Origin of the sequence: Parabacteroides sp. AF48-14 (assembly GCF_003477465.1) — a bacterium.
Lineage (GTDB): Bacteria > Bacteroidota > Bacteroidia > Bacteroidales > Tannerellaceae > Parabacteroides > Parabacteroides acidifaciens.
In genome coordinates this window covers 1-21372 of sequence record NZ_QUDI01000006.1, presented here as the reverse complement: position 1 = coordinate 21372, position 21372 = coordinate 1, and the positions used below count along the sequence as shown (strand labels likewise).

19 protein-coding genes, 2 tRNA genes and 2 pseudogenes are annotated in these 21372 nt (G+C 47.3%); 14 read left to right on the top strand and 9 right to left on the bottom strand.

Translation table 11 applies throughout. The features are described 5' to 3' along the window. Positions 1 to 87: 87 nt before the first annotated feature. Positions 88 to 195 (bottom strand): annotated as a pseudogene (locus DW083_RS23540) (DUF1016 domain-containing protein); the annotation flags it as partial. A 70-nt stretch (positions 196 to 265) separates the two neighbouring features. Between DW083_RS23540 and DW083_RS04165 the strand changes: the two are divergent. The 4 genes from DW083_RS04165 to DW083_RS04150 all read left to right on the top strand — a co-directional run bounded on the left by DW083_RS04165 (position 266) and on the right by DW083_RS04150 (position 5527). Beyond that, a complete protein-coding gene (locus DW083_RS04165; protein WP_115499372.1) occupies positions 266 to 643 on the top strand; it encodes a DUF1573 domain-containing protein in 378 nt (125 codons plus the stop codon). Positions 644 to 670: 27 nt separating this feature from the next. Next, entirely contained in the window at positions 671 to 1786 is a 1116-nt protein-coding gene (locus DW083_RS04160; RefSeq protein WP_122331541.1) for a DUF1573 domain-containing protein, read from the top strand. Positions 1787 to 1878: 92 nt separating this feature from the next. Continuing rightward, entirely contained in the window at positions 1879 to 2979 is a 1101-nt protein-coding gene (gene meaB, locus DW083_RS04155; protein ID WP_122331540.1) for a methylmalonyl Co-A mutase-associated GTPase MeaB, read from the top strand. 145 nt (positions 2980 to 3124) lie between these two features. Next, entirely contained in the window at positions 3125 to 5527 is a 2403-nt protein-coding gene (locus DW083_RS04150) for a PQQ-binding-like beta-propeller repeat protein (protein ID WP_122331539.1), read from the top strand. A gap of 169 nt (positions 5528 to 5696) precedes the next feature. On the opposite strand, the gene pfkA is transcribed toward DW083_RS04150, so the two are convergent. The 4 genes from pfkA to porQ form a co-directional block, all read right to left on the bottom strand. Then, positions 5697 to 6677 carry a 6-phosphofructokinase gene (pfkA, locus tag DW083_RS04145; protein ID WP_115499376.1) on the bottom strand — a complete coding sequence of 327 codons (981 nt, stop codon included), beginning with the start codon at positions 6675 to 6677 and terminating at the stop codon, positions 5697 to 5699. Between the two features lie 96 nt (positions 6678 to 6773). Beyond that, complete coding sequence (locus DW083_RS04140) at positions 6774 to 7646, bottom strand: 4-hydroxy-3-methylbut-2-enyl diphosphate reductase (protein ID WP_122331538.1); 873 nt, start codon at positions 7644 to 7646, stop codon at positions 6774 to 6776. Positions 7647 to 7648: 2 nt separating this feature from the next. Continuing rightward, on the bottom strand, positions 7649 to 8341 hold the full coding sequence (gene cmk, locus DW083_RS04135; RefSeq protein ID WP_122331537.1) for a (d)CMP kinase: 693 nt from the start codon (positions 8339 to 8341) through the stop codon (positions 7649 to 7651). A 254-nt stretch (positions 8342 to 8595) separates the two neighbouring features. After that, entirely contained in the window at positions 8596 to 9588 is a 993-nt protein-coding gene (gene porQ, locus DW083_RS04130; RefSeq protein WP_122331536.1) for a type IX secretion system protein PorQ, read from the bottom strand. Between the two features lie 222 nt (positions 9589 to 9810). On the opposite strand from porQ, the gene DW083_RS04125 reads away from it, so the two are divergent. The 8 genes from DW083_RS04125 (at position 9811) to DW083_RS04090 (ending at position 14952) form a co-directional block, all read left to right on the top strand. After that, a complete protein-coding gene (locus DW083_RS04125) occupies positions 9811 to 10500 on the top strand; it encodes an energy transducer TonB (RefSeq protein ID WP_115499380.1) in 690 nt (229 codons plus the stop codon). A 64-nt stretch (positions 10501 to 10564) separates the two neighbouring features. Then, a complete protein-coding gene (locus DW083_RS04120; RefSeq protein ID WP_122331535.1) occupies positions 10565 to 11539 on the top strand; it encodes a polyprenyl synthetase family protein in 975 nt (324 codons plus the stop codon). Position 11540: 1 nt separating this feature from the next. Next, positions 11541 to 12326 carry a TatD family hydrolase gene (locus DW083_RS04115; protein ID WP_122331534.1) on the top strand — a complete coding sequence of 262 codons (786 nt, stop codon included), beginning with the start codon at positions 11541 to 11543 and terminating at the stop codon, positions 12324 to 12326. 149 nt (positions 12327 to 12475) lie between these two features. Next, positions 12476 to 12563: transfer RNA gene (locus DW083_RS04110), tRNA-Ser, on the top strand. An 82-nt stretch (positions 12564 to 12645) separates the two neighbouring features. Further along, a complete protein-coding gene (locus DW083_RS04105) occupies positions 12646 to 13383 on the top strand; it encodes a MotA/TolQ/ExbB proton channel family protein (protein ID WP_115499383.1) in 738 nt (245 codons plus the stop codon). A 9-nt stretch (positions 13384 to 13392) separates the two neighbouring features. Then, positions 13393 to 13863 carry a hypothetical protein gene (locus tag DW083_RS04100; protein ID WP_122331533.1) on the top strand — a complete coding sequence of 157 codons (471 nt, stop codon included), beginning with the start codon at positions 13393 to 13395 and terminating at the stop codon, positions 13861 to 13863. A gap of 34 nt (positions 13864 to 13897) precedes the next feature. Then, on the top strand, positions 13898 to 14485 hold the full coding sequence (locus tag DW083_RS04095; RefSeq protein WP_115499385.1) for a biopolymer transporter ExbD: 588 nt from the start codon (positions 13898 to 13900) through the stop codon (positions 14483 to 14485). Further along, on the top strand, positions 14485 to 14952 hold the full coding sequence (locus tag DW083_RS04090; protein WP_115499386.1) for a biopolymer transporter ExbD: 468 nt from the start codon (positions 14485 to 14487) through the stop codon (positions 14950 to 14952). The genes DW083_RS04095 and DW083_RS04090 overlap by 1 nt, the downstream gene beginning before the upstream one ends. Positions 14953 to 15020: 68 nt before the next feature. Here the strand turns inward: DW083_RS04090 and DW083_RS04085 are convergent, their stop codons facing one another. Beyond that, a complete protein-coding gene (locus DW083_RS04085) occupies positions 15021 to 15575 on the bottom strand; it encodes a GNAT family N-acetyltransferase (protein WP_115499387.1) in 555 nt (184 codons plus the stop codon). Positions 15576 to 15724: 149 nt separating this feature from the next. Here DW083_RS04085 and DW083_RS04080 point away from each other — a divergent pair, with 149 nt between their 5' ends. Further along, complete coding sequence (locus DW083_RS04080) at positions 15725 to 16195, top strand: Lrp/AsnC family transcriptional regulator (protein WP_115499388.1); 471 nt, start codon at positions 15725 to 15727, stop codon at positions 16193 to 16195. Between the two features lie 64 nt (positions 16196 to 16259). Here the strand turns inward: DW083_RS04080 and asnS are convergent. From asnS to purB, 3 genes and pseudogenes are all read right to left on the bottom strand, one after another. Continuing rightward, a pseudogene (asnS, locus tag DW083_RS04075) lies at positions 16260 to 17664 on the bottom strand (asparagine--tRNA ligase). Positions 17665 to 17733: 69 nt separating this feature from the next. Next, entirely contained in the window at positions 17734 to 19236 is a 1503-nt protein-coding gene (locus DW083_RS04070; RefSeq protein WP_122331532.1) for a pseudouridine synthase, read from the bottom strand. 61 nt (positions 19237 to 19297) lie between these two features. Continuing rightward, positions 19298 to 20641, bottom strand: a complete 1344-nt coding sequence (gene purB / locus DW083_RS04065) for an adenylosuccinate lyase (RefSeq protein ID WP_122331531.1) — start codon at positions 20639 to 20641, stop codon at positions 19298 to 19300. 171 nt (positions 20642 to 20812) lie between these two features. Here purB and DW083_RS04060 point away from each other — a divergent pair. Continuing rightward, a tRNA-Val gene (locus DW083_RS04060) sits at positions 20813 to 20890 on the top strand. The last annotated feature ends 482 nt before the right edge of the window (positions 20891 to 21372 follow it).

The following is a 21372-nucleotide window of genomic DNA, read 5'->3' as shown; positions in this document are numbered from 1 at the left end:
ACCGAAAAAATGCGTTTTATACAATAAGCCTCCCACATCGCAGGCCCTCTTTCTTGTTATTGCAAATGCGCAACGGCCCGTTGCGCATTCGAGCGCATTGTTGCCCCAACCGATTTGTTTTTGACTTTCTGATAACAGTTTACCAATATTCCAATACATGGTAAGCATTTCTTCATTGGCTGCGTAAATACTCTCATCTTTTATTTCTTAATCGCAGATTTTTTGTCTAAATTTGCATCTTAAACAATAGCTAAATAAAGAGAAGATGAAACAGATTATTTTTATTTTCATGACAATCCTGCTGGCTACAGGAATGGCGTCAGCGCAAGGCAAGGCTGTAATTTCAGCAGATGAGACCTCTTTCGATTTCGGTACAATCAAAGAGGCGAACGGAAATGTATCGCATACTTTTAAGATCAAGAATACAGGCGAAGCCCCGCTCGTCCTGACACGCGTCATTGCTTCCTGCGGTTGCACGACACCGGAATGGACCAAAGAGCCGATCGCCCCGGGGAAGACAGGTGACATCAAAATCACGTATAACCCGAAAGACCGCCCCGGTCCTTTTGTGAAGACTATATCCGTTTACAGCAATGGTAAAACCGGTAGTTTTATCCTGACAATCCGGGGAGAGGTAGAATAATAACACAGGAAAAGCGAATCACTTAGAATGTTGAATAGAAACAAACTGATCTCTATCCTTGCCGGCATACTGTTTGCAACAAGCAGTATGCTGGCACAAAATAACGCCCAAATCAGCGCTGACGAACTCATCTACAACTTCGGAACGATTGGAGAGTCCGACGGATTGGTCAGCCACGTCTTTACAATCAAAAACACAGGTGACGGCCCGCTCGTCATCACACGGATCACGGCCTCATGCGGTTGCACGCAGCCGGAATGGTCCAAAGAGCCCATCGCCCCGGGAAAGACCGGAGAGGTGAAAGTGACCTACAACCCCAAAGGACGTCCCGGTCCTTTCTACAAGACAATCGCGATCTACAGCAACGGAAAGAAAGGCAGTTTCTCGTTAGGCATCAAAGGTAACGTGACGCCCAAAGAGGCACTCCCGATACTTATTTATCCGTACAGCATCGGCGACCTGAAACTGCAAACAAAGAATATCCTCTACAGCACGATTCGTCCCGAAGAGACTTTAGGGGAAAAAATCAGCGTAATCAATGAAGGAAAGACATCCCTGACCATCCATTTAGGGAAAACGGCCCATTACCTGAACGTCGTAGCCAACCCGACAAAGTTAGCTCCCGGCGAAACAGGCGAAATATCCATCCTGATGAATGCGAAAGAGGCTAAACGGAAGGGGCGCGTAGCAGACGAAATCCCCGTAACGATCGAGAGCATCGGACAGAAGAAAGGGACGGAAGGCGAGATACACGTGGCTGCCAATATCATAGACGACTTCAGCAAACTGACGGCATCCGACAAGGCGAAAGCTCCGATAGCCCAGCTATCCGGCACGCTGCTCGACTTCGGCAAACTGCCCGATAAAAGCAGCTTCATCCCATTGGTCGGCGGAAGGGTCAGCGGCACGATCGACGTGACCAACTCGGGCAAATCGCCGCTCATCATCTACAGTGCGACCTGCGACGACGAACGCGTAGCCATCTCCGGAGGTAAAAGAGAAATCAAACCGGGCACGACAGCCACCTTCAAAGTGACCGTACGCCCTAAAGAGATAAAGACAAAGCTGGAAGCCCTTATCAACCTCGTATGCAACGACCCGAACGGTCCGGTACGGTTAGTGAAGGTGACAGCAGAGAAATAATATGCCAATTATTCAATATGCCAATATGCCAATGCAGAGAAAGACTTCTTAATTGGCACATTGCATATTGGCAAACTAAATAATTATTTATTATGGAACATCCCGAAAACGACGATCTATACAAAGGATTAAAGGTAAACAAGGGAGTAGCTGACGTACCGACAGTCAATCCTTATCTAAAAAGAAGAGTTCAACGCAAAGAATATACTCCTTCCGAGTTTGTGGAAGGAATCCTGAAAGGAGACATAACGATCCTCAGCCAGGCTGTGACACTGGTGGAAAGCGCCAAATACGAACACCAGCAGGTTGCACAGGAAATCATTGAGAAATGCCTGCCGCATGCCGGCAAGTCCGTCCGCATCGGTATCACCGGAGTGCCGGGAGCCGGCAAAAGTACGTCTATCGATGCATTCGGCATGCACCTGATTAACGAAGGACGCAAACTGGCAGTCCTGGCGATCGACCCGAGCAGCGAGCGTTCGAAAGGCAGCATCCTCGGCGACAAGACCCGTATGGAGGCGTTGTCGCGCGAGAAGAATGCCTTTATACGCCCTTCACCATCGGCAGGTTCGTTAGGAGGTGTGGCACGCAAGACACGCGAAACGATTGTCCTTTGCGAAGCGGCCGGATTCGACACGGTATTCGTCGAAACGGTCGGTGTCGGACAGAGCGAGACGGCCGTCCATTCGATGGTCGACTTTTTCCTGCTGATCCAGCTTGCCGGTACCGGTGACGAACTGCAAGGCATCAAGCGCGGTATCATGGAAATGGCAGACGGCATCATCATCAACAAGGCGGATGGCGACAATATCGAAAAGGCGAACCTTGCCGCCGCGCAGTTCCGCAACGCCCTGCATCTGTTCCCGGCGCCGGAATCCGGTTGGTTCCCGAAAGTATTGACGTACTCCGGATATTACAACTTGGGAATCAAGGAAATCTGGGATATGGTCGGCGAATATATGGAGTTCACCCAAAAGAACGGCTACTTCAACTACAAGCGCAACGAGCAGGCCAAGTATTGGATGTATGAAAGCATCAACGACACGCTTCGCGAGAAGTTCTATCACAACCCGGCTGTCGAAGGCATGTTAGGCATGACCGAACAGCAGGTATTGAACAACGAAATCAGTTCGTTCGTCGCGGCTAAGCGGATGATGGATTTGTTCTTAGAGAATCTGTCCGGAAAGAAATAAAGAATCCTTGTCCCCGCGCTTGACGCGGGGCCGCAAAAGGGCAGGCTTTATTAATCAGTTGTTTATACTGCCGGTTCTAATGCGATCCCGCGTCAAGCGCGGGAACGGGACAGTTTTGACGCATCTCACTTTTATCTAAATTATCATGAAAAAGAAGAAACTTATACTGCTATTACTAAGTTGTGCCGCATTTGCGCCGGTAAACGCCGCCTATCAGGGCCGCGTGTATGTAGATGCCAACCGGAACGGAGTCTACGACAAAGGAGAGAAAGTATTGAAAGACGTCCGGGTTTCCGACGGGCTGAACGTTGTGAGAACAAATGCCGAAGGTCTTTATACGCTTCCCGGACACGAACGGGAACGCTTCATCTTCATCACGACCCCTTCAGGCTACAAGACGGATAACCGGTATTACCGGCGGATCAGCGGGGAAGAACAAACCTACGACTTCGGGCTGCAACCCTGGAAAGGACGCATCCGGCCGGACGGAAGCCACAAGTTTATCCACATCTCCGACACCGAGATATTCAACACCGACGATCAGGAAAGCTGGGCGAACAACATCCGCGATTACGCCGCCAACCAGGAAATAGCCTTTATCATCCACACCGGCGATATCTGCTACGAGAACGGATTGAAGAAGCATATCCACCTGATGAATACGTCGAACATGGATTGTCCGATGTTTTACTGCCTCGGCAACCACGACCTGGTAAAAGGGAAGTACGGGGAAGAGGTCTTTGAAAGCGTCTACGGGCCGGTCTACTATTCCTTCGACTTCGGCAGCGTCCACTATATCGTCACGCCGATGGCGGGAGGCGACCATCAGCCGGGCTATACGAAAGAAGACGTCTATCGCTGGCTGAAGAATGACCTGGCAGAAGTCCCGGCAGGCAAACCGGTCATTGCATTCAATCACGACCTGCTGACCTCCGGGGATAAATTCGTATTCGGCATCAGCGACAGCGAGCAGATCAACCTGAACGAACACAATCTGAAAGCCTGGCTCTACGGACACTGGCATAATCACTTTGTCCGCAAGCAAGGAGATGTCCTGACTATTTCGACGGCGACACTCGACAAAGGCGGCATCGACCACTCGACTTCCGCTTTCCGCGTGATAGACGTGGACCGGAAAGGAGATGTCCGGACAGCGCTTCGCTATACATATATAGATAAGTCTATCGAAATAGTGTCTATCTCCAATGATGCGTGTGCAATCACGGCGGACGGAAAACTCCCGGTGTCGGTCAACGCTTACAACGCAGTTGCGCCTGCCACGCGTGTCACCTACAATTGCACGGCAGACGGGAAAACAGTCGTCCCGGAAACACAGCTTTCCCAAAACACGGACTGGAACTGGTCGGGCACGGCCAAACTGCCGGCAGACTGCAAAGGCAAGCGTGTTTTCATCACCGCCAAGGCTGTGTTCAACAACGGAGAAACAGCCGTCAGCCGCTCTTCCTTCCTGTACAGACCGGCGGAGACAATTAATACGCCGCAGCTTGCCTGGATACGCAATGTCAATGCAAACTTATACTTTGCCTCTCCGGTCATTGCCGGCGGAAAAGTATATGTCGCTTCCCTCGACGAAGACTTAAAAGGGGAAGGCGCAGTCTCCGCCCTGGATGCAAACTCCGGCGAACTGCTATGGAAATGCCCGGTGCGCAACTCCATCAAGAATGCGATTGCCGTAGACGGCGGAACGGTCTTCGCGCAAGATGCGGAAGGCTATTTATATGCAATCGACGCACAAACCGGCAAGTTGAAATGGGACAGGAAAATGAATGTAGCCGGACTTCCCGTGCTTGTCGACGGACTGACAGCCGCCAACGGTATCGTCTACGCAGGCAGCGGAAAAGGATTCGGAGCATACAACGGAAAGACGGGCGAACCGCTCTGGCTGAACAAAGGCTGGGCACAAGGCGAGGCGACCACTTCAAGGCCATTGTTAGCTGACGGAGTAATCGTTTCGGGTGCCAACTGGCGGGGCTTCTACGGCAACGATGCGAAAACGGGTGAACTGCTCTGGAAACTCGATAAGGACGGAATCACTGACCGGGGCGCCACACCTGCGCTGGTCGACGGCTTGCTCTACGTCGCCGCCCGCAAGTCTCTCTTTATCATCGACAGCCGTTCGGGCAGAGTCGTCGTCCGCAAAGAGCTGCCGTTCAACATGCAGGTAAACTCGACTCCGTTAGTCACTGACGACCTGATTATTGTCGGCACACAGACAGATGGCATGGTTGCGCTCGACCGCCAGACGTTCGAGGTCAAATGGACGGCCCGGACATCGCCTGCCTTAGTTTACACCGCACCCTATTCGCGCCATCCGGCAGCAACAATCGAGACAAGCCCTGTCCTGATCGGCAAGACCGTCTACTTCGGAGCTTCCGACGGAATCATCTACGGAGTGGATAAAGAGAGCGGACGGACAATTTGGAAACATAAAACGGGAGCACCTTTATTCTCCACGCTAACAACTGACGGCAGGATGATCTTCGCCGCCGACTTCGGAGGGAATGTTTATGCTTTCAATATAAACTAAAAGGAGTCAAAAGGGGTGTGTCAAAAGTCCTATTTATAGCGTCTGTGTCCTGGCGGGCTTGACCCGCCATCTCATCCTAATTACTGTAAATAAGTTTAGTATGAGGTTGCGGGTCAAGCCCGCAATGACACGCTAAAGCGTTAGAACTTACTTTTGACACACCCCCCTATTAGATAGAGGAAACACGTAATGTGTCCAACAAATCGCGGTTTATCGGTTTGTCGTTCTTGATCGCTTTAGAGAAGGGAACGTAAACGATCTCATCGTTCTGGATGCCCATCATCACATTGCGCTGGTCATCCAGCAGAGCGTCGATAGCAGCAACACCCATGCGGGTAGCCAAGATACGATCCTGAGCCGTCGGTGAACCACCGCGCTGCAAGTGTCCTAAGATAGAAACACGAACATCGAACTGCGGATATTCCTTCTTCACACGTTCGGCCACGCCCATAGCACCGCCGGTCACTTCGCTTTCCGCTACCAGCACGATACTACTGTTCTTCGATTTGCGGAAACCCGTTTCAATCATTTCTGCCAACTGGTCTTTCTCCATCGATATTTCCGGAATAATGGCAGCTTCCGCACCCGAAGCGATCGCTCCGTTCAAGGCAAGGAAACCGGCATCGCGTCCCATCACTTCGATAAAGAACAGACGGTCGTGAGAAGTCGCCGTGTCACGAATCTTGTCCACACACTCCATAATCGTATTCAGAGCCGTGTCGTAACCGATCGTCACGTCAGTTCCAAACAAGTCATTGTCGATCGTTCCGGGCAAGCCGACGATCGGGTAGTTAAATTCCTGCGCAAAGATACGGGCACCGGTCAAAGAGCCGTCGCCACCAATCGAAACCAGGGCATCGATTCCGTGCTCCATCAATCTGTCATAAGCCAGCTTACGGCCTTCCGGAGTCTTGAATTCCTCGCAACGGGCAGTCTTCAGGATCGTACCGCCGCGCTGGATAATATTACTTACGTTCTGAGTCTTGAAATCTACAATTTCGTCGGTTATCAAACCCTTGTATCCACGATAGATACCTTTGACGGACATTCCGTTATAAATAGCGGAACGTGTCACTGCCCGAATAGCAGCGTTCATTCCGGGAGCATCACCTCCGGACGTTAAAATGCCAATACACTTAACTGCAGACATAGCGTCTTATATTTTAATTGTTCGCGGCAAAAGTAATAATTATTTGCCAAAATGCTGTCTTTTTTCCAAAACTTCATGCAATCTTAATCCGAAAAGTCAACGTCCGGAATTCAGTTCCCGGATGCGGACCGCCACTTCCTCCATCAACCACTTCGGTGTAGATGTGGCCCCGCACACACCGACGCTTCGCACGCCTTCCGGCAACGGCTCGGTAATCTCTTTTGCCTCCGAGATAAAGACCGTATTCGGATTAGCCTTCCGACATTCCTCCAACAACATCTTCCCGTTGGAGCTTTTCTTTCCGGCAACGAAATAAACCCAGTCATGCCGGGACGCAAAGACTTTGATGTTCGGCAACCGGTTCGCCACCTGCCGACAGATCGTATCGAAATATTCGAACTGCACGCCGTCCGCCATGCGTTGCTGGATGGCCGTCACCACCTCGCGGAAACCGTCGAGCGACTTAGTCGTCTGGGAGAAGAGGCAGATATTCCGGTTAAAATCCAGCCGGTCCAGGTCCTGCACCTTCTCGATGACGATAGCCGTGCCTTCCGTCTGTCCGACCAGGCCGTTCACCTCGGCATGTCCTTTCTTTCCGTAGATCACAACCTGCGTATGGCTGTCGCGTGTCGCTTCGTAGCATTTATGAATCTTGCGTTGCAGGCGGAGCACAACGGGACAGGTCGCATCCACAATCGTGATGTTGTTCCGCCGGGCGATCTCATACGTCGAAGGCGGTTCGCCGTGCGCACGGAGCAGCACCTTTTCCCCTTCGAGGCGGCTGAACTCGCCGTGTCCGATCGTCCGCAAGCCCGAAGCCTCGAGCCGTTCCACTTCGAGGCTGTTGTGCACGATGTCCCCGAGGCAATACAACGTATTCGTATTCTTCAGTTCGCGTTCGGCACTTTCGATAGCCGTTACCACACCGAAACAAAAGCCGGAACCGTTATCTATCTCGACTTCTATCATAATCAATCCGCCGTTACGACCTTTTTATACTGTTCCAACAGCCAGGCTTTCTGCTCGGCAATCGTCATCTGCGAGTTATCCAACTCCAGCGCGTCGTCAGCTTTACGGAGCGGACTTTCCGCACGGGTCATATCGATATGGTCACGTGTCTTTACGTTTTCAAGCACCTCCTCGAAGGAAGCCGCTTCGCCTTTAGCCTTCAGTTCGTCCAAACGGCGCTGGGCACGCACTTCGGGGCTGGCTGTCACATATATCTTCAGTTCCGCATCCGGAAAGACAACCGTTCCGATATCCCGTCCGTCCATCACGATTCCTTTCGCACGGCCCATCTCCTGTTGCTTGGCAACCATCGCACGGCGCACAAAACCTAATGCAGCGATCGGGCTTACCCGGTTGGCGACTTCCATTCCCCGGATTTCCTTTTCCACCTTTACGCCGTTCAGATACGTGTCGGGCCGTCCGGTTTCCGGATTCAGGCGGAAGGAAATATCGATGTCGTTCATCGCGGCCTGCAACTTCGGCTCGTCGATCCCGCCGTCCGTAAAGAATCCATGTTGCAGGCTGTACAACGTCACGGCGCGATACATCGCCCCGGTGTCGATATAGGTATAACCCAGCTCCTTCGCCAGGTCTTTCGCCATCGTGCTCTTCCCGGTAGAAGAGACACCGTCTATCGCTATAATTATCTTTTTCATCGTTCGATATTATATTAATGTAAGAGGATACAAATATACAACAGTTTGCGGCTCCCTTCTGCATAAATTATCCGATTCATCCTCGTCCGTTAACATTTTCCTGCCATTCCATTAGTTGTCCGCTTGGTGGCGAACGATCGTTCGCTTGCCGCCGGACGATCGTTCACCGCCAAGCGGACGATCGTTCACCGGGCGGCGGACAACTTACGAGACGTTAGTAAAAGGATAAAAGGTGCCCATGAAAAGGACAGTCCTTAGAAATCGCTGATCGTAGTAGAGATACTCAGCATCATGGAAAGAGCCGACGGATGATATTTGGCAACCGAAACGCCCACGTCGAACATCTTGATCTTCACACCGGCGCCACCGGAGAAACCGGCAAGGGCATTCCCGCCTTGTAGCTTCATGTCCAAAGCCGTCTTGGGGTTATATCCGACGCCGAGCCAGAAGTTTTCGGAAGGGACATAATCGACGCCGATCACCATGTGTTTGATGAAAGACTTGAAGAAATTGTCTTCCTTGTATGTATTGTCGGTGTCGTCCACATAATCGAGTTTCCATTTAGTCAGGTATTGGGCAGTCAGCGACAGGCGGATCGGAGCGTGTGCCATCCGCTTTGTGATTCCCATCTGGATATCCCAGGGCATCTTCTGCCTTTCGTCTTCATACGCCTTCAGTTGTGCCCCGATATTCTTGAAGGCAAAGCCGAAAGAGAACTCCTTTTCCGAATTATAATAGCTCAACCCGGCATCGACAGCCAGTCCCATCGAAGTGTAATCTCCTATGCCGGAATAAAGGAACTTGAGTGCGACCCCGCCGCGCCAGCGTTCGGAAAGGTCGTATGAGAAGAAACCGTTCACGCTGATATCCTTAGCCGTAAAATCACCCGTCGGAAGTCCTTCCACCGACATGCCCCGGATATTTCCCTGGCTGAAGAACGAAGCTCCCACGCCCCAGGCCGCTTTTTCCTTCAACGCGCGGGTGAAAAGGGCGCTGCCGACATTGATATCCGATATATAATTCAAGTAGTTCAAGTTGACCATCTTATCCATTTCCGCCCCCAACAAGGCCGGGTTATGAAAGATCAGCGAAGGGTCCCGCTCGATCAGCGACATCGTATTGCCGCCCATCGCGTTCGCCCTTGCCGAAGACGGATAACGCAGGAACGTGTATCCGGCATCGCCGGTCTGGGCAACGACAGCCTGTAACAGAAAGGAAAAGAAGAATATAAACAGAAAATGTCTCATATTTATCTGGTAAAATGCGTACAAAGATAATAAATGCGGGCATATAACATCCCAATTACAGAAACGGGAAAAAGCGGAAAAAGGTATATGGAAGCTATTATTTTTATTTCCAGTCAAAAAAAAAGTAAAAATGCATCAGTATTTAATACGAATCGTTCGGATTTAGAAAATAATCCGTATATTTGTCGCAAAAGAAAAACACATCTTTAAACATTAAGAGATATGGAAGTTAAGAAATCACCAAAAGCGGACCTGGAAAAAGGTAAGACGTTAGGTGTCCTGATGGGCATGATCGTCGGACTTGCAGTACTGTTCGTCGGCTTCGAATGGAGCGACCGCGAGGTCACAATCGTCCAGAGTGGGGGCGTTGCTGATATCATCGCGGAAGAAGAAGTGGAAATCACGAGACCGGAGGATACTCCTCCCCCTCCTCCGCCACCCCCAGCACCTGCTATTGCAGAGGAATTGAACGTTGTAGAAGATGACGTTAAGTTGGATGATGTAGACATCATTTCTTCTGAAGACGACGCTTCTTCAGCACAGGTTGAAGCCTATACGCCTCCTGCAGTAGTAGAGGAAGAAGAAGAATCTTCACAGCAGATCTTTACGGTCGTAGAAACAATGCCTGAATTCCCGGGCGGCCAGATGGCTTTGTTACAGTACCTGTCAAAATCAATCAAATATCCGGTTATTGCACAGGAAAACGGAATCCAGGGTCGTGTATCCTGCTCGTTCGTGGTTAACAAAGACGGTTCCATCGTAGACGCTGAAGTTATTCGTGGTGTTGACCCATCGTTGGACAAAGAAGCTCTCCGTGTGATCAACAGCATGCCGAAGTGGTCACCTGGTAAGCAGAGAGGTAAACCCGTACGTGTTAAATATACAGTGCCTGTTACATTCAGGCTGCAATAATAACATGTAAATAGTATAAAAGGCTGCGATTGAAAGCAGCCTTTTTTATTTAAACAAATGATTTATGTACGCTTTTAATGATATCTTACAAAAGATAGAGCAGGAAATCGCCCAGCTTCAATTCCCCCATCCTCCCAAAAGCTTATACGACCCGATCGAATACATCCTTTCATTGGGAGGGAAAAGAATCCGTCCGGCATTGGTATTGATGGCTTGTAACCTGTATAAAGAAGATGTAGAGGATGCGGTCAAACCCGCACTCGGACTCGAAGTATTCCACAACTTCACGCTTCTGCATGACGACCTGATGGACGAAGCCGACATGCGAAGAAACAAACCGACCGTACACAAAGTATGGAATGCAAACACGGCTATCCTCTCCGGTGATGCCATGCTGATCGCGGCCTACCAACTGATCGGTGAAACGAAATCCGAATCATTAAAAGAAATACTGAACCTGTTTACCGTTACCGCACTTGAAATCTGCGGCGGACAACAGTACGACATGGAGTTCGAATCGAGAACAGACGTGACGGAAGAAGAATACATTGAAATGATCCGGCTGAAGACGGCTGTACTGATCGCCTGCGCCTTGAAAATGGGAGCGATTGCAGGAAATGCTTCGAAAGCTGATGCAGAAGCATTGTATCAATACGGTATCAACATCGGGCTGGCATTCCAACTGCAAGACGACCTGCTGGACGTATATGGAGACACAGCCACTTTCGGCAAAAACATCGGCGGGGACATCTTGTGTAACAAAAAGACATTTATGCTGATCAACGCGCTTCGCCGTGCTTCGGACGCACAAAAAGCAGAGCTGGAAAACTGGATCAGTAAAAAGACATTCGATCCGGCAGAGAAGATCGCGGCTGTAACAGATATTTACAGCCAATTACATCTGAAGGAGTTATCCGAAGACAAAATACACATTTATTACGAACAGGCAATGAAATGCCTGGCATCGCTAAGTGTTGCTCCCGAAAGATTGAACATATTAAAAGAAGTCAGTGCCCGTTTAATGAACCGCCAGTCTTGATATGAAGCTGATCGACACACATAATCATCTATATCTGGAAGAGTTCGACCCGCAACAGGATGAACTGGTCGCCATCGCAAAAGAGTCCGGCATCGACGCCTTGCTCCTTCCCAATGTAGACACGACTACGATCGGACGAATGCACGACCTCAGCGACCGCTATCCGGATTTTGCCTATCCGATGATGGGGCTGCATCCGACAAGTGTGGACGAGCACTATGCCGAAAACCTGAAGACAACGGAGTCCTGGCTAAATAAACGCCCGTACTGCGGAATAGGCGAAATCGGCATCGACCTGTATTGGGATAAAACCTATCTGAAGCAGCAGAAAGAAGTATTCGAGGAACAACTCCGATGGAGTATCGACCTCGGGCTGCCGGTCGCCATTCACACCCGTGATGCGTTCCCGGAAGTTTTCGACTCCTTATATAAGGTAGGGTGTGAAAAAATGACCGGAGTATTCCATAGTTTTACAGGAAACGAGGACGAGCTTGAAGAGATAAAAAAATTAACAAACTTCAAAATCGGAATCAATGGCGTAATAACTTTCAAAAACTCACGATTATCGGAAATTATCCGGCAAACAGACATCCATAAAATAGTTTTGGAAACAGACGCTCCCTATCTCGCGCCTGTCCCTTACCGGGGAAAAAGGAACGAGCCGGTCTATATTTGGAAAACAGCTGAAAGAGTCGCTCAAACCTATGGACTAACACTCGAAGAGACGGTTGAAACGACAAGAAAAAACGCGTTGAATTTGTTTAAAATCGAGAATAAACCGAGATAGTGAGATATTTTCGTCCGTATTCTAAATTTATCCGCCAGATATTGTGAATATATCAGGCAAAAACTATAGATTTGTGCACTGAAACGTTTGGATATGCGATTTTTTTCGTATTTTGCACCCGTTTTAGAAAAAAGCGGTAGCTCGCTTTTGGAGAGATGCTCGAGTGGTTGAAGAGGCACGCCTGGAAAGCGTGTAAACCTCTAAAGGGTTTCGCGGGTTCGAATCCCGCTCTCTCCGCTTTAAGGAACCATGATGATTATTAATAACAAAAAAATAAAAACAAATAAGAGAATTATTAATCTTAAAAATTAAACACACAATGAAAAAGTATTTTGCAAAAACATTCATGAGTTTATGTGCTCTTGGAATCACTTCCGTAGCATTCGCGCAAGAAGCAACCGAAGCCGCTATTGAAGGTGGTATGTACCAAGCTTTAAAGACTAAGTTTATCGAAGGTGGTGCCAACTTTATGAGTTTGGTTGCCATTGCATTGATTTTCGGTTTGGCTTTCTGCTTGGAAAGAATCATCTACCTGAACTTGGCTGAAACTAATTCAAGCAAATTGCTGAAAGGTATTGAAGATGCATTGGATAAAGGAGATGTAGAAGGAGCTAAAGCTATTGCTCGTGATACAAGAGGTCCTATCGCTTCTATCGCATACCAAGGTTTGATGAGAATTGATCAGGGTATTGACGTTGTTGAAAAATCTATCGTTTCTTACGGTGGTGTTCAGGGCGGTCTTTTGGAAAAGAACATGTCTTGGATCACATTGTTTATCGCTATGGCTCCGTCATTAGGATTCTTGGGTACTGTAGTCGGTATGATCATGGCGTTCGATAAAATCGAACAGGTTGGTGATATCAGCCCGACGGTTGTTGCCGGTGGTATGAAAGTGGCTTTGATCACAACAGTAGGTGGTTTGATCGTAGCTTTGATCCTTCAGGTATTCTATAACTATTTGTTGAGCAAATTGGAAGCTATCCTGAACCAGATGGAAGATGCTTCTATCACTTTGCTGGACTTAGTTATCAAATACAACCTTAAATTCAAAAAATAATAGACAACTATGGCAGTTACTAAAATAAGAAAAATGTCCAGCTGGACACTGCTGATCGTGTCATTGATCAGCCTTGTCGTACTGGGTATGTTCTTCGGGGGAGGCGTAGTCAACCCGGGCGAAGAAATGATAGAATATGTACATACAGGTCTGTTGTTAAACTGGACTTCTGCATTATTCTTTATCACGATCATTAGTATGGTGTTATTTGCTATCTGGCAGTTTATCACCTTACTGAAAGTAAATCCTAAATCAGCAGTTACCTCATTAGTTGTAGTAGTTGCATTCGCAGCAATGATGTTCATTACTTATTCCATAGGTGATGCTACTCCGTTGAATGGATTGAATGCAGACTCACAAGAATTCAACACAGCCGGTTGGTTGAAAATCACAGATATGTGGATTATGTCTACAGTTGTCCTGTTGGTTTTGATCATTGCCTGTGTAATTTGGGGCTCTGTTAAAAGAATGATTAAATAATAGTAATAACGAAATTTGATTAAACAAGAAAGAAATGGGTAAGAAAAGAAAGACACCGGGTATCAATGGTTCTTCTTCAGCCGATATTGCTTTCATGTTGCTGATCTTCTTCCTTATTACTACATCCATGGATACAGATAAAGGTTTGGCAAGACGTTTGCCGCCTCCTGTACCTAAAGATCAAAAGAAGAATGATGTTGATGTAAACAAGAGAAACTTGCTGGTCGTACTGATCAACAGTAACAACCAGATTCTCTGCGGCGATCAATTCGTCGACATCAAGCAATTGAAAGACAAGGTTAAGGATTTCATTGATAATCCGTTTAACGATGCTAATAAGCCCGAAAAAACAGAAGAGGATGTTCCTTTCTTCGGAAAAGTGATGACCGCTAAAAAACACGTTATTTCTTTGCAGAATGACCGTGGTACTGAATATCAGGCATATATTAGTGTTCAGAATGAACTGGCTAAAGCATACAATGAACTGCGTGATGATATTTCCAGAAAGAAATTCGGAAAAGCATTTGCAGATCTGGAAGAAGAACAACAAAAGGCTGTGCAGCAGATTTATCCGCAAAAGATATCTGAAGCAGAACCCAAAAATTATGGAGATAAAAAGTAATGGGAAAGTTTAGTAAAGCGGGCGGACGTGAAATGCCCGAATTGAATACGTCATCATTACCTGACTTGGTGTTCGCTTTCTTGTTCTTCATCATGATGGTAACATCTATGCGTGAAGTAACATTGATGGTACAATTCCGAGCTCCACAGGCTACTGAACTTCAGAAGCTGGAAAAGAAATCGTTGGTTACGTTCATCTATGTAGGAAAGCCGACAGCGGAATATCAGGCTAAGATGGGTTCTGAAGCTCGTCTGCAGTTGAACGACAAGTTCGCTGAAGTAGCAGAAATTCAGGATTACATCGCACAGGAAAAATCCAGTATGAAAGAAGATGACCAGCCGTTTATGACTGTATCTATCAAGGCCGATCAAGAAACCAAGATGGGTCTGATCACAGACGTTAAACAAGCGCTTCGTGAAGCATACGCATTGAAGATTAGTTATTCTGCCCGTCAGGCAGCAGACTGATCCGAGGATATACTTACAAAAAAGGCGAGGTGAAAACCCCGCCTTTTTTTATTGCTTTTCCATCCGGATCATAAACCTTTAACGCCATAAACATACTTATGCAGACAATTCTTTACCTGCTCGAAAGAATGTTCCAGATCAATATTTCCATACGTCATAAGCCGCATTTCCAGCCATTCCCCGCCATCCCTGTAAGGCGGTTGATGATAGACATGATGATCTAACGTATAGCCTAAGCGCTCATAAAAGCCGATTCTGCGCCGACTCATCTCGTCAGCAGGCATCTCTACTTCCAATACGACCGGAGTTCCGCAAAAGGCAAGGAATTGCTTCATAGCCTCAGCCCCTATCCCGCCGTTACGGGCTGACGGATCGATGGCAAAATGCTCCGCATACGTGTAACCATCGAAAAGCCAACCGGTGATGAAGCCGGCATACCGGCCATCTCTCGACAAGGCATATACGACAAAACGAGGTTCGTCTTTTACCAAACCACGCACAAGCGAGAAGTCACGGCGTTCCTCTTCCGGAAAAGATTCCGTATATGTCTTCTCTATCAAATCCAATACCGGATCGGTAAAATCCTTAACCGGCTTACATATTACTGTTGATTTTAAATCCATAAGACCATAAAATTGATGATTACTATTACAAAAGAGACTTACAAAATAAAATATTATACTAAAAAATATGGATTAATCATTAGAGATTAATTATATTTGTATTAAGATTGTAAGAACAGATAATACAGATATACAAATATAGATAAATTATGGCACACCATCAACTGGATGAACTTGACGAGAAGATATTAAAATTAATCATAGGCAATGCCCGTATGCCTTTCCTTGAAGTGGCAAGGGAGTGTAATGTATCGGGGGCTGCTATACACCAACGCATTCAGAAACTGACAAATCTGGGTGTTATCAAAGGTTCCGAATTCATTGTCGACAATACGAAAGTCGGCTATGAAACATGCGCGTATATGGGCTTATTCCTCAAATCACCCGGACAGTTTCCCGCCGTAACGGAAGCTCTAAAGGAGATTCCCGAAGTAGTAGAATGCCACTATACCACAGGACAATATGACCTGTTCATTAAGATATATGCCAAAAACAACCAGCACTTACTAAGCATCATCCATAATAAACTGCAGCCGTTGGGACTTGCCCGGACCGAATCGCTCATCTCCTTTAAGGAAGCATTCAAACGGCAGATTCCAATCGACCTGGATGATGAATAAATAAAAAAACTCCGCGCAGACTTCTGGACTACGCGGAGTTTTTTATTTATTATGCGGATACAGATTAGAAATCTGCATTCTTCGGTGTACGCGGGAAAGGAATCACATCGCGGATGTTTGTCATACCTGTAACAAACAACAGCAGGCGTTCGAAACCTAAACCGAAACCGGAATGAGGCACAGTACCAAAACGACGTGTATCGAGATACCACCACATATCCTTCATCGGAATGCCCATTTCATTGATACGGTTCATCAACTTGTCATAATCAGCTTCACGTTCGGAACCACCGATGATCTCACCGATTTTCGGGAACAATACATCCATCGCACGGACTGTCTTGCCGTCTTCATTCTGCTTCATATAGAAAGCCTTGATCTCTTTCGGATAATCAGTCAGGATAACCGGACGTTTGAAATGCTCTTCAACGAGATAGCGTTCATGCTCGGAAGCCAGATCGACACCCCAATATACCGGGAATTCAAACTGATGGCCCTTGGCAACCGCTTCTTCCAGAATCTTGATTCCTTCCGTATAAGCCAAGCGGACAAAGTCGTCTTTCAACACACCTTGCAGACGTTCGATCAGGCCCTTGTCGAACATATCGTTCAAGAACTTGATATCGTCCATACAGTTATCCAAAGCCCATTGTACGCAGTACTTGATGAACTCTTCAGCCAACTGCATATTGTCCAGGATATCGTTGAAAGCCACTTCCGGTTCGATCATCCAAAACTCGGCCAAGTGACGCGGCGTATTGGAGTTTTCAGCACGGAAAGTCGGGCCGAACGTATAAATCTGTCCTAAAGCCGTGGCAGCCAACTCGCCTTCCAACTGGCCGGAAACAGTCAGACTCGCCTGCTTGCCGAAGAAGTCGTTATCATAAATGATAGATCCGTTTTCATCCTTCTTCAGATCGTACAGGTTCATCGTCGTTACCTGGAACATCTGTCCTGCGCCCTCACAGTCGGAAGCTGTGATCAGCGGTGTGTGGAAATAGAAGAAACCTCTGTCATGGAAAAATTTATGAATGGCATAAGCATGTTATGACGGATACGGAATACTGCCCCGAACGTATTCGTACGCGGACGGAGGTGAGCGATCTCACGCAGGAATTCCATCGAATGACCTTTCTTCTGCAAAGGATATGTATTCGGGTCCGCACTACCGTAAATTTCGATCTCGGTAGCCTGGATCTCAACACTCTGGCCTTTCCCCTGCGACTGCACCAACGTACCGTTTACACTGATACTGGCACCTGTCGTAATCGCTTCAGATATTCTTCGCCCAGCTTATCCACGTCTACAACGATCTGAACATTATTTATTGTAGAACCGTCGTTCAGGGCTATAAAACTAACCTGTTTACTACCACGCCGGGTACGCACCCAGCCTTTCACATTAACGGTCGTACCGAAAGCATCGCTTTTCAGCACATCTACAATCTTTGTTCTTTTAATTGCTTCCATGTTTATATTTTTATTCTTAGGTAATCAAAACAAGTTAGCCGGCTTTTCCAACCGGCTAAACTCTTATATTTATTCAAAAACACCCATGCGGAGCGCGTTCACCTCACGTTCGTTCAGATAACGCCACTTTCCACGTCCCAGGTTCTTTTTGGTCAAGCCGGCAAAATAGACACGGTCCAGTTTAATCACATGATAGCCGAGTGATTCGAAAATACGGCGTACGATACGGTTACGTCCGGAGTGGATTTCGATACCTACCTGGCTCTTATCCTCTTCGCTTGCGTAACTGATTGCATCGGCATGGATTTCTCCATCTTCCAGCTCCAATCCGTTAGCGATCTTTTCCATATCTTCGATAGACACGTTCTTATCCAACCATACATGATAGATCTTTTTCTTCTTGAATGACGGATGAGTCAGCTTGGAAGCCAGATCGCCATCGTTAGTCAACAGTAGTACACCTGTCGTATTGCGGTCCAGACGGCCTACCGGATAAATACGTTCCTGGCAAGCGTTCTTTACCAAATCCATAACAGTCAGACGTTCCTGCGGATCATCGGATGTCGTCACGCAATTCTTCGGCTTATTCAGCACGATATACACCTTGCTTTCGATCTGAACCGGCTGTTCGTTGAACAACACCTTGTCCTGGCGTGTGATCTTCGTACCCAATTCAGTTACCACCACGTCGTTAACCTTAACGGCACCAGCCTGGATAAATTCATCTGCCTCGCGACGTGAACAAACACCTGCGTTAGACAAGAATTTATTCAAACGGATCGGTTCGTTCGGATCAGCCAACACTTCCTTATACTTCAACTGCTTCTGGAAGTTGTACTTCGCATTCGGATTATAATCACCCGTACGGCGATTATTGTTCGGACGTCTGTTATTATTATAACCGCCACGTCCGCCACCGCCATTATTGCCATAAGGACGATTGTTACCGTATGAAGGTCTGCCGCCGCGATTATCACGGTTGTCGTAAGGCGAACTTACGCGGGTATCCCCTACACGCGGTCTTCTTTTCTTTACGCCGTCACCCGAAACACCTTCACCGGCCGGAGTAGCAGAGTATGCTTTACCCCTGTCTTCATAGTTGCTGGGACGAGTCGGACGATTGTACGGACGATCGCCATAGGACGGACGATCACCGCCATAAGAGCGGTCATTGCCGTAAGAAGGACGATCATTTCCGTAAGACGGACGATTGTTTCCATAAGAAGGTCTGCTGTTGTAACCTCCTTCACGATTGTTACCATAGCCACGGTTTCCACCATTGTCGCGGTTATACGGTTTATTGTAACCGCCACCTTCGCGGTTATCATACGTACGCGGGCGACTCGGTCTGTCCCCATAAGAAGAGCGGTTGTCCCCATAAGAGTTATAACCGCCACGGTCATCCCGAGTTGGACGGTTATACGGTCTCCGTTCATAGTTGTTTCCTTCAGGTCTGTTATAACCTTGATTGTAAGGTCTTCTTTCAGAATCCTGGTCTGTGTTTTCCCGTCTGATACTTGGTATCACCTTTCTTGGACGCGGTTGAGATTCATCTCTTTCTTCTGTGCTCATTTGTTGTAAATTAAATGATAATTAACTACTTGGTAACCTCACGGCTACCCATTGTTTCTCACTAAATACCTGTATAATTATGCGGCGTTATCGCCTTTAATTCTGCTTTAACGGCATCGCTAACCTGCAACTGATCGATAAAATCACTGATCGATCCGGCAGTAATGCCTTCGTTTGTACGGGTTAAGGCTTTCAATGCTTCGTAAGGTTTCGGATATCCTTCACGACGAAGAATAGTCTGAATGCCTTCGGCCACCACAGCCCAGCAGTTATCCAAATCCCGGTACAACGCTTTCTCGTTCAATAACAACTTACCCAGTCCTTTTGTTAAGCTTTTGAATGCTATTTCAATATGGGCCATGGGTACACCGACATTACGAAGCACCGTAGAGTCTGTCAAGTCGCGCTGCAAACGCGAAATCGGCAACTTCATCGCCAGATGTGTCAAGATAGCATTTGCCATCCCCAAGTTACCTTCTGCGTTTTCGAAGTCGATCGGGTTTACCTTATGCGGCATGGCGGAAGATCCCACCTCGCCGGCTTTGATCTTCTGTTTGAAATATTCCATCGAAACATACTGCCAGAAATCGCGACACAGGTCGATCAAGATCGTATCGATCCGTTTCATCCCGTCGAAAATAGCAGCCAGGTTGTCGTAGTTGGAAATCTGCGTGGTCCATTCCTCACGGCTCAGCCCTAACACTTCATTCACAAACTTATTTCCAAATGCCTTCCAGTCATATTCCGGGTAAGCCACATGATGCGCATTGAAGTTACCGGTTGCCCCGCCGAACTTGGCAGAAACAGGGGTCGCTTTCAACAGCTTCACCTGCTGTTCCAAACGGTAGACGAACACCATTACTTCCTTCCCCAACCGAGTCGGAGAAGCCGGTTGCCCGTGTGTCTTGGCCAACATGGAAACCTCCGCCCAGTCTTCGGCATATTTCTTCAACATGTCGATCACTTCCTGCAAGCCGGGGTAGTACACCTCGTTCAACGCATCTTTGATAGACAAGGGGACAGAAGTATTGTTAATATCCTGTGAGGTCAATCCGAAATGGATAAATTCCTTATACTCCTGCAAAGACAACTGATCAAACTTTTCCTTAATAAAATATTCAACTGCCTTTACATCATGGTTTGTTACGCTCTCGATCTCCTTAATACGGGTTGCGTCCTCAACTGAAAACTCGCGGTAAATTTTCCGCAAAGCCTCTTTGTTCTCCGCAGTAGCCAAAGCTTGAAGCTGCGGGAGAAACTCGGACAGAGTAATAAAATACTCTATCTCCACCTGCACTCTATACTTGATGAGTGCATATTCTGAAAAGTAAGCCGCCAGGTTCTCGGCTTTATTTCTGTATCGCCCGTCTACAGGCGAAATTGCTGTCAGTGTCGAAAATATCATATACATTATTAATATGGAGCTGCAAAGTTACTATAAATCTTAATACATATAGGTAGAGAAGCAGTTTTTTTCTACTTTTTCTCTAAAATATTTGGAGGTAATAAAAAAAGCCGTATCTTTGCAGCGCTTTAGAGAGATAGAGCGTACAACTTTACTTAATGAAGAATGAAAGGGCGTTTAGCTCAGCTGGTTCAGAGCATCTGCCTTACAAGCAGAGGGTCGGCGGTTCGAATCCGTCAACGCCCACCATTTAATAGAGAGCAATCATGATTTGCATGATTGCTTTTTTTTATTTTCCCAACCAACACAAAAGAGCACCTTACTCTCCCGCTATTTAAAAGAAAAGGCTAAACACAACCAAAAAGCTGGAACAGGGTTCCGGCCTTTTTTGGTTGTATAAACATGAGTGCAAATTGAAAAATCCAGATCCATCACAGCAGGTCATTTTGCGTTCCCTTCCAACTTTCAACTTTCAACTCTTAACTTTCAACTATCTGGGGGGGGGACTTATTGTATAAAACGTTTTTTTCAAGTTCAAAAGACATCCGAAACTCAATAAATATTAATCCGCTTTTTTGGCCTCAAAAAAGGACTATTTCCTCTTTTTCGAGCGTTTTCCGCCATTACGACCGTCCTCTTTGCCATTACGCTGCTAATAGATAGTGCACTCGGCACCTCGCGAAGATTAGCACGGTCGTAATGGCGATTTGGACGGTCGTAATTGAAAAGAG

Coding starts and splice junctions, on each gene's coding strand:
- DW083_RS04165 (WP_115499372.1), top strand. CDS start 266: ATGAAACAGATTATTTTTATTTTCATGACAATCCTGCTGGCTACAGGA.
- DW083_RS04160 (WP_122331541.1), top strand. CDS start 671: ATGTTGAATAGAAACAAACTGATCTCTATCCTTGCCGGCATACTGTTT.
- meaB (WP_122331540.1), top strand. CDS start 1,879: ATGGAACATCCCGAAAACGACGATCTATACAAAGGATTAAAGGTAAAC.
- DW083_RS04150 (WP_122331539.1), top strand. CDS start 3,125: ATGAAAAAGAAGAAACTTATACTGCTATTACTAAGTTGTGCCGCATTT.
- pfkA (WP_115499376.1), bottom strand. CDS start 6,677: ATGTCTGCAGTTAAGTGTATTGGCATTTTAACGTCCGGAGGTGATGCT.
- DW083_RS04140 (WP_122331538.1), bottom strand. CDS start 7,646: ATGATAGAAGTCGAGATAGATAACGGTTCCGGCTTTTGTTTCGGTGTG.
- cmk (WP_122331537.1), bottom strand. CDS start 8,341: ATGAAAAAGATAATTATAGCGATAGACGGTGTCTCTTCTACCGGGAAG.
- porQ (WP_122331536.1), bottom strand. CDS start 9,588: ATGAGACATTTTCTGTTTATATTCTTCTTTTCCTTTCTGTTACAGGCT.
- DW083_RS04125 (WP_115499380.1), top strand. CDS start 9,811: ATGGAAGTTAAGAAATCACCAAAAGCGGACCTGGAAAAAGGTAAGACG.
- DW083_RS04120 (WP_122331535.1), top strand. CDS start 10,565: ATGTACGCTTTTAATGATATCTTACAAAAGATAGAGCAGGAAATCGCC.
- DW083_RS04115 (WP_122331534.1), top strand. CDS start 11,541: ATGAAGCTGATCGACACACATAATCATCTATATCTGGAAGAGTTCGAC.
- DW083_RS04105 (WP_115499383.1), top strand. CDS start 12,646: ATGAAAAAGTATTTTGCAAAAACATTCATGAGTTTATGTGCTCTTGGA.
- DW083_RS04100 (WP_122331533.1), top strand. CDS start 13,393: ATGGCAGTTACTAAAATAAGAAAAATGTCCAGCTGGACACTGCTGATC.
- DW083_RS04095 (WP_115499385.1), top strand. CDS start 13,898: ATGGGTAAGAAAAGAAAGACACCGGGTATCAATGGTTCTTCTTCAGCC.
- DW083_RS04090 (WP_115499386.1), top strand. CDS start 14,485: ATGGGAAAGTTTAGTAAAGCGGGCGGACGTGAAATGCCCGAATTGAAT.
- DW083_RS04085 (WP_115499387.1), bottom strand. CDS start 15,575: ATGGATTTAAAATCAACAGTAATATGTAAGCCGGTTAAGGATTTTACC.
- DW083_RS04080 (WP_115499388.1), top strand. CDS start 15,725: ATGGCACACCATCAACTGGATGAACTTGACGAGAAGATATTAAAATTA.
- DW083_RS04070 (WP_122331532.1), bottom strand. CDS start 19,236: ATGAGCACAGAAGAAAGAGATGAATCTCAACCGCGTCCAAGAAAGGTG.
- purB (WP_122331531.1), bottom strand. CDS start 20,641: ATGATATTTTCGACACTGACAGCAATTTCGCCTGTAGACGGGCGATAC.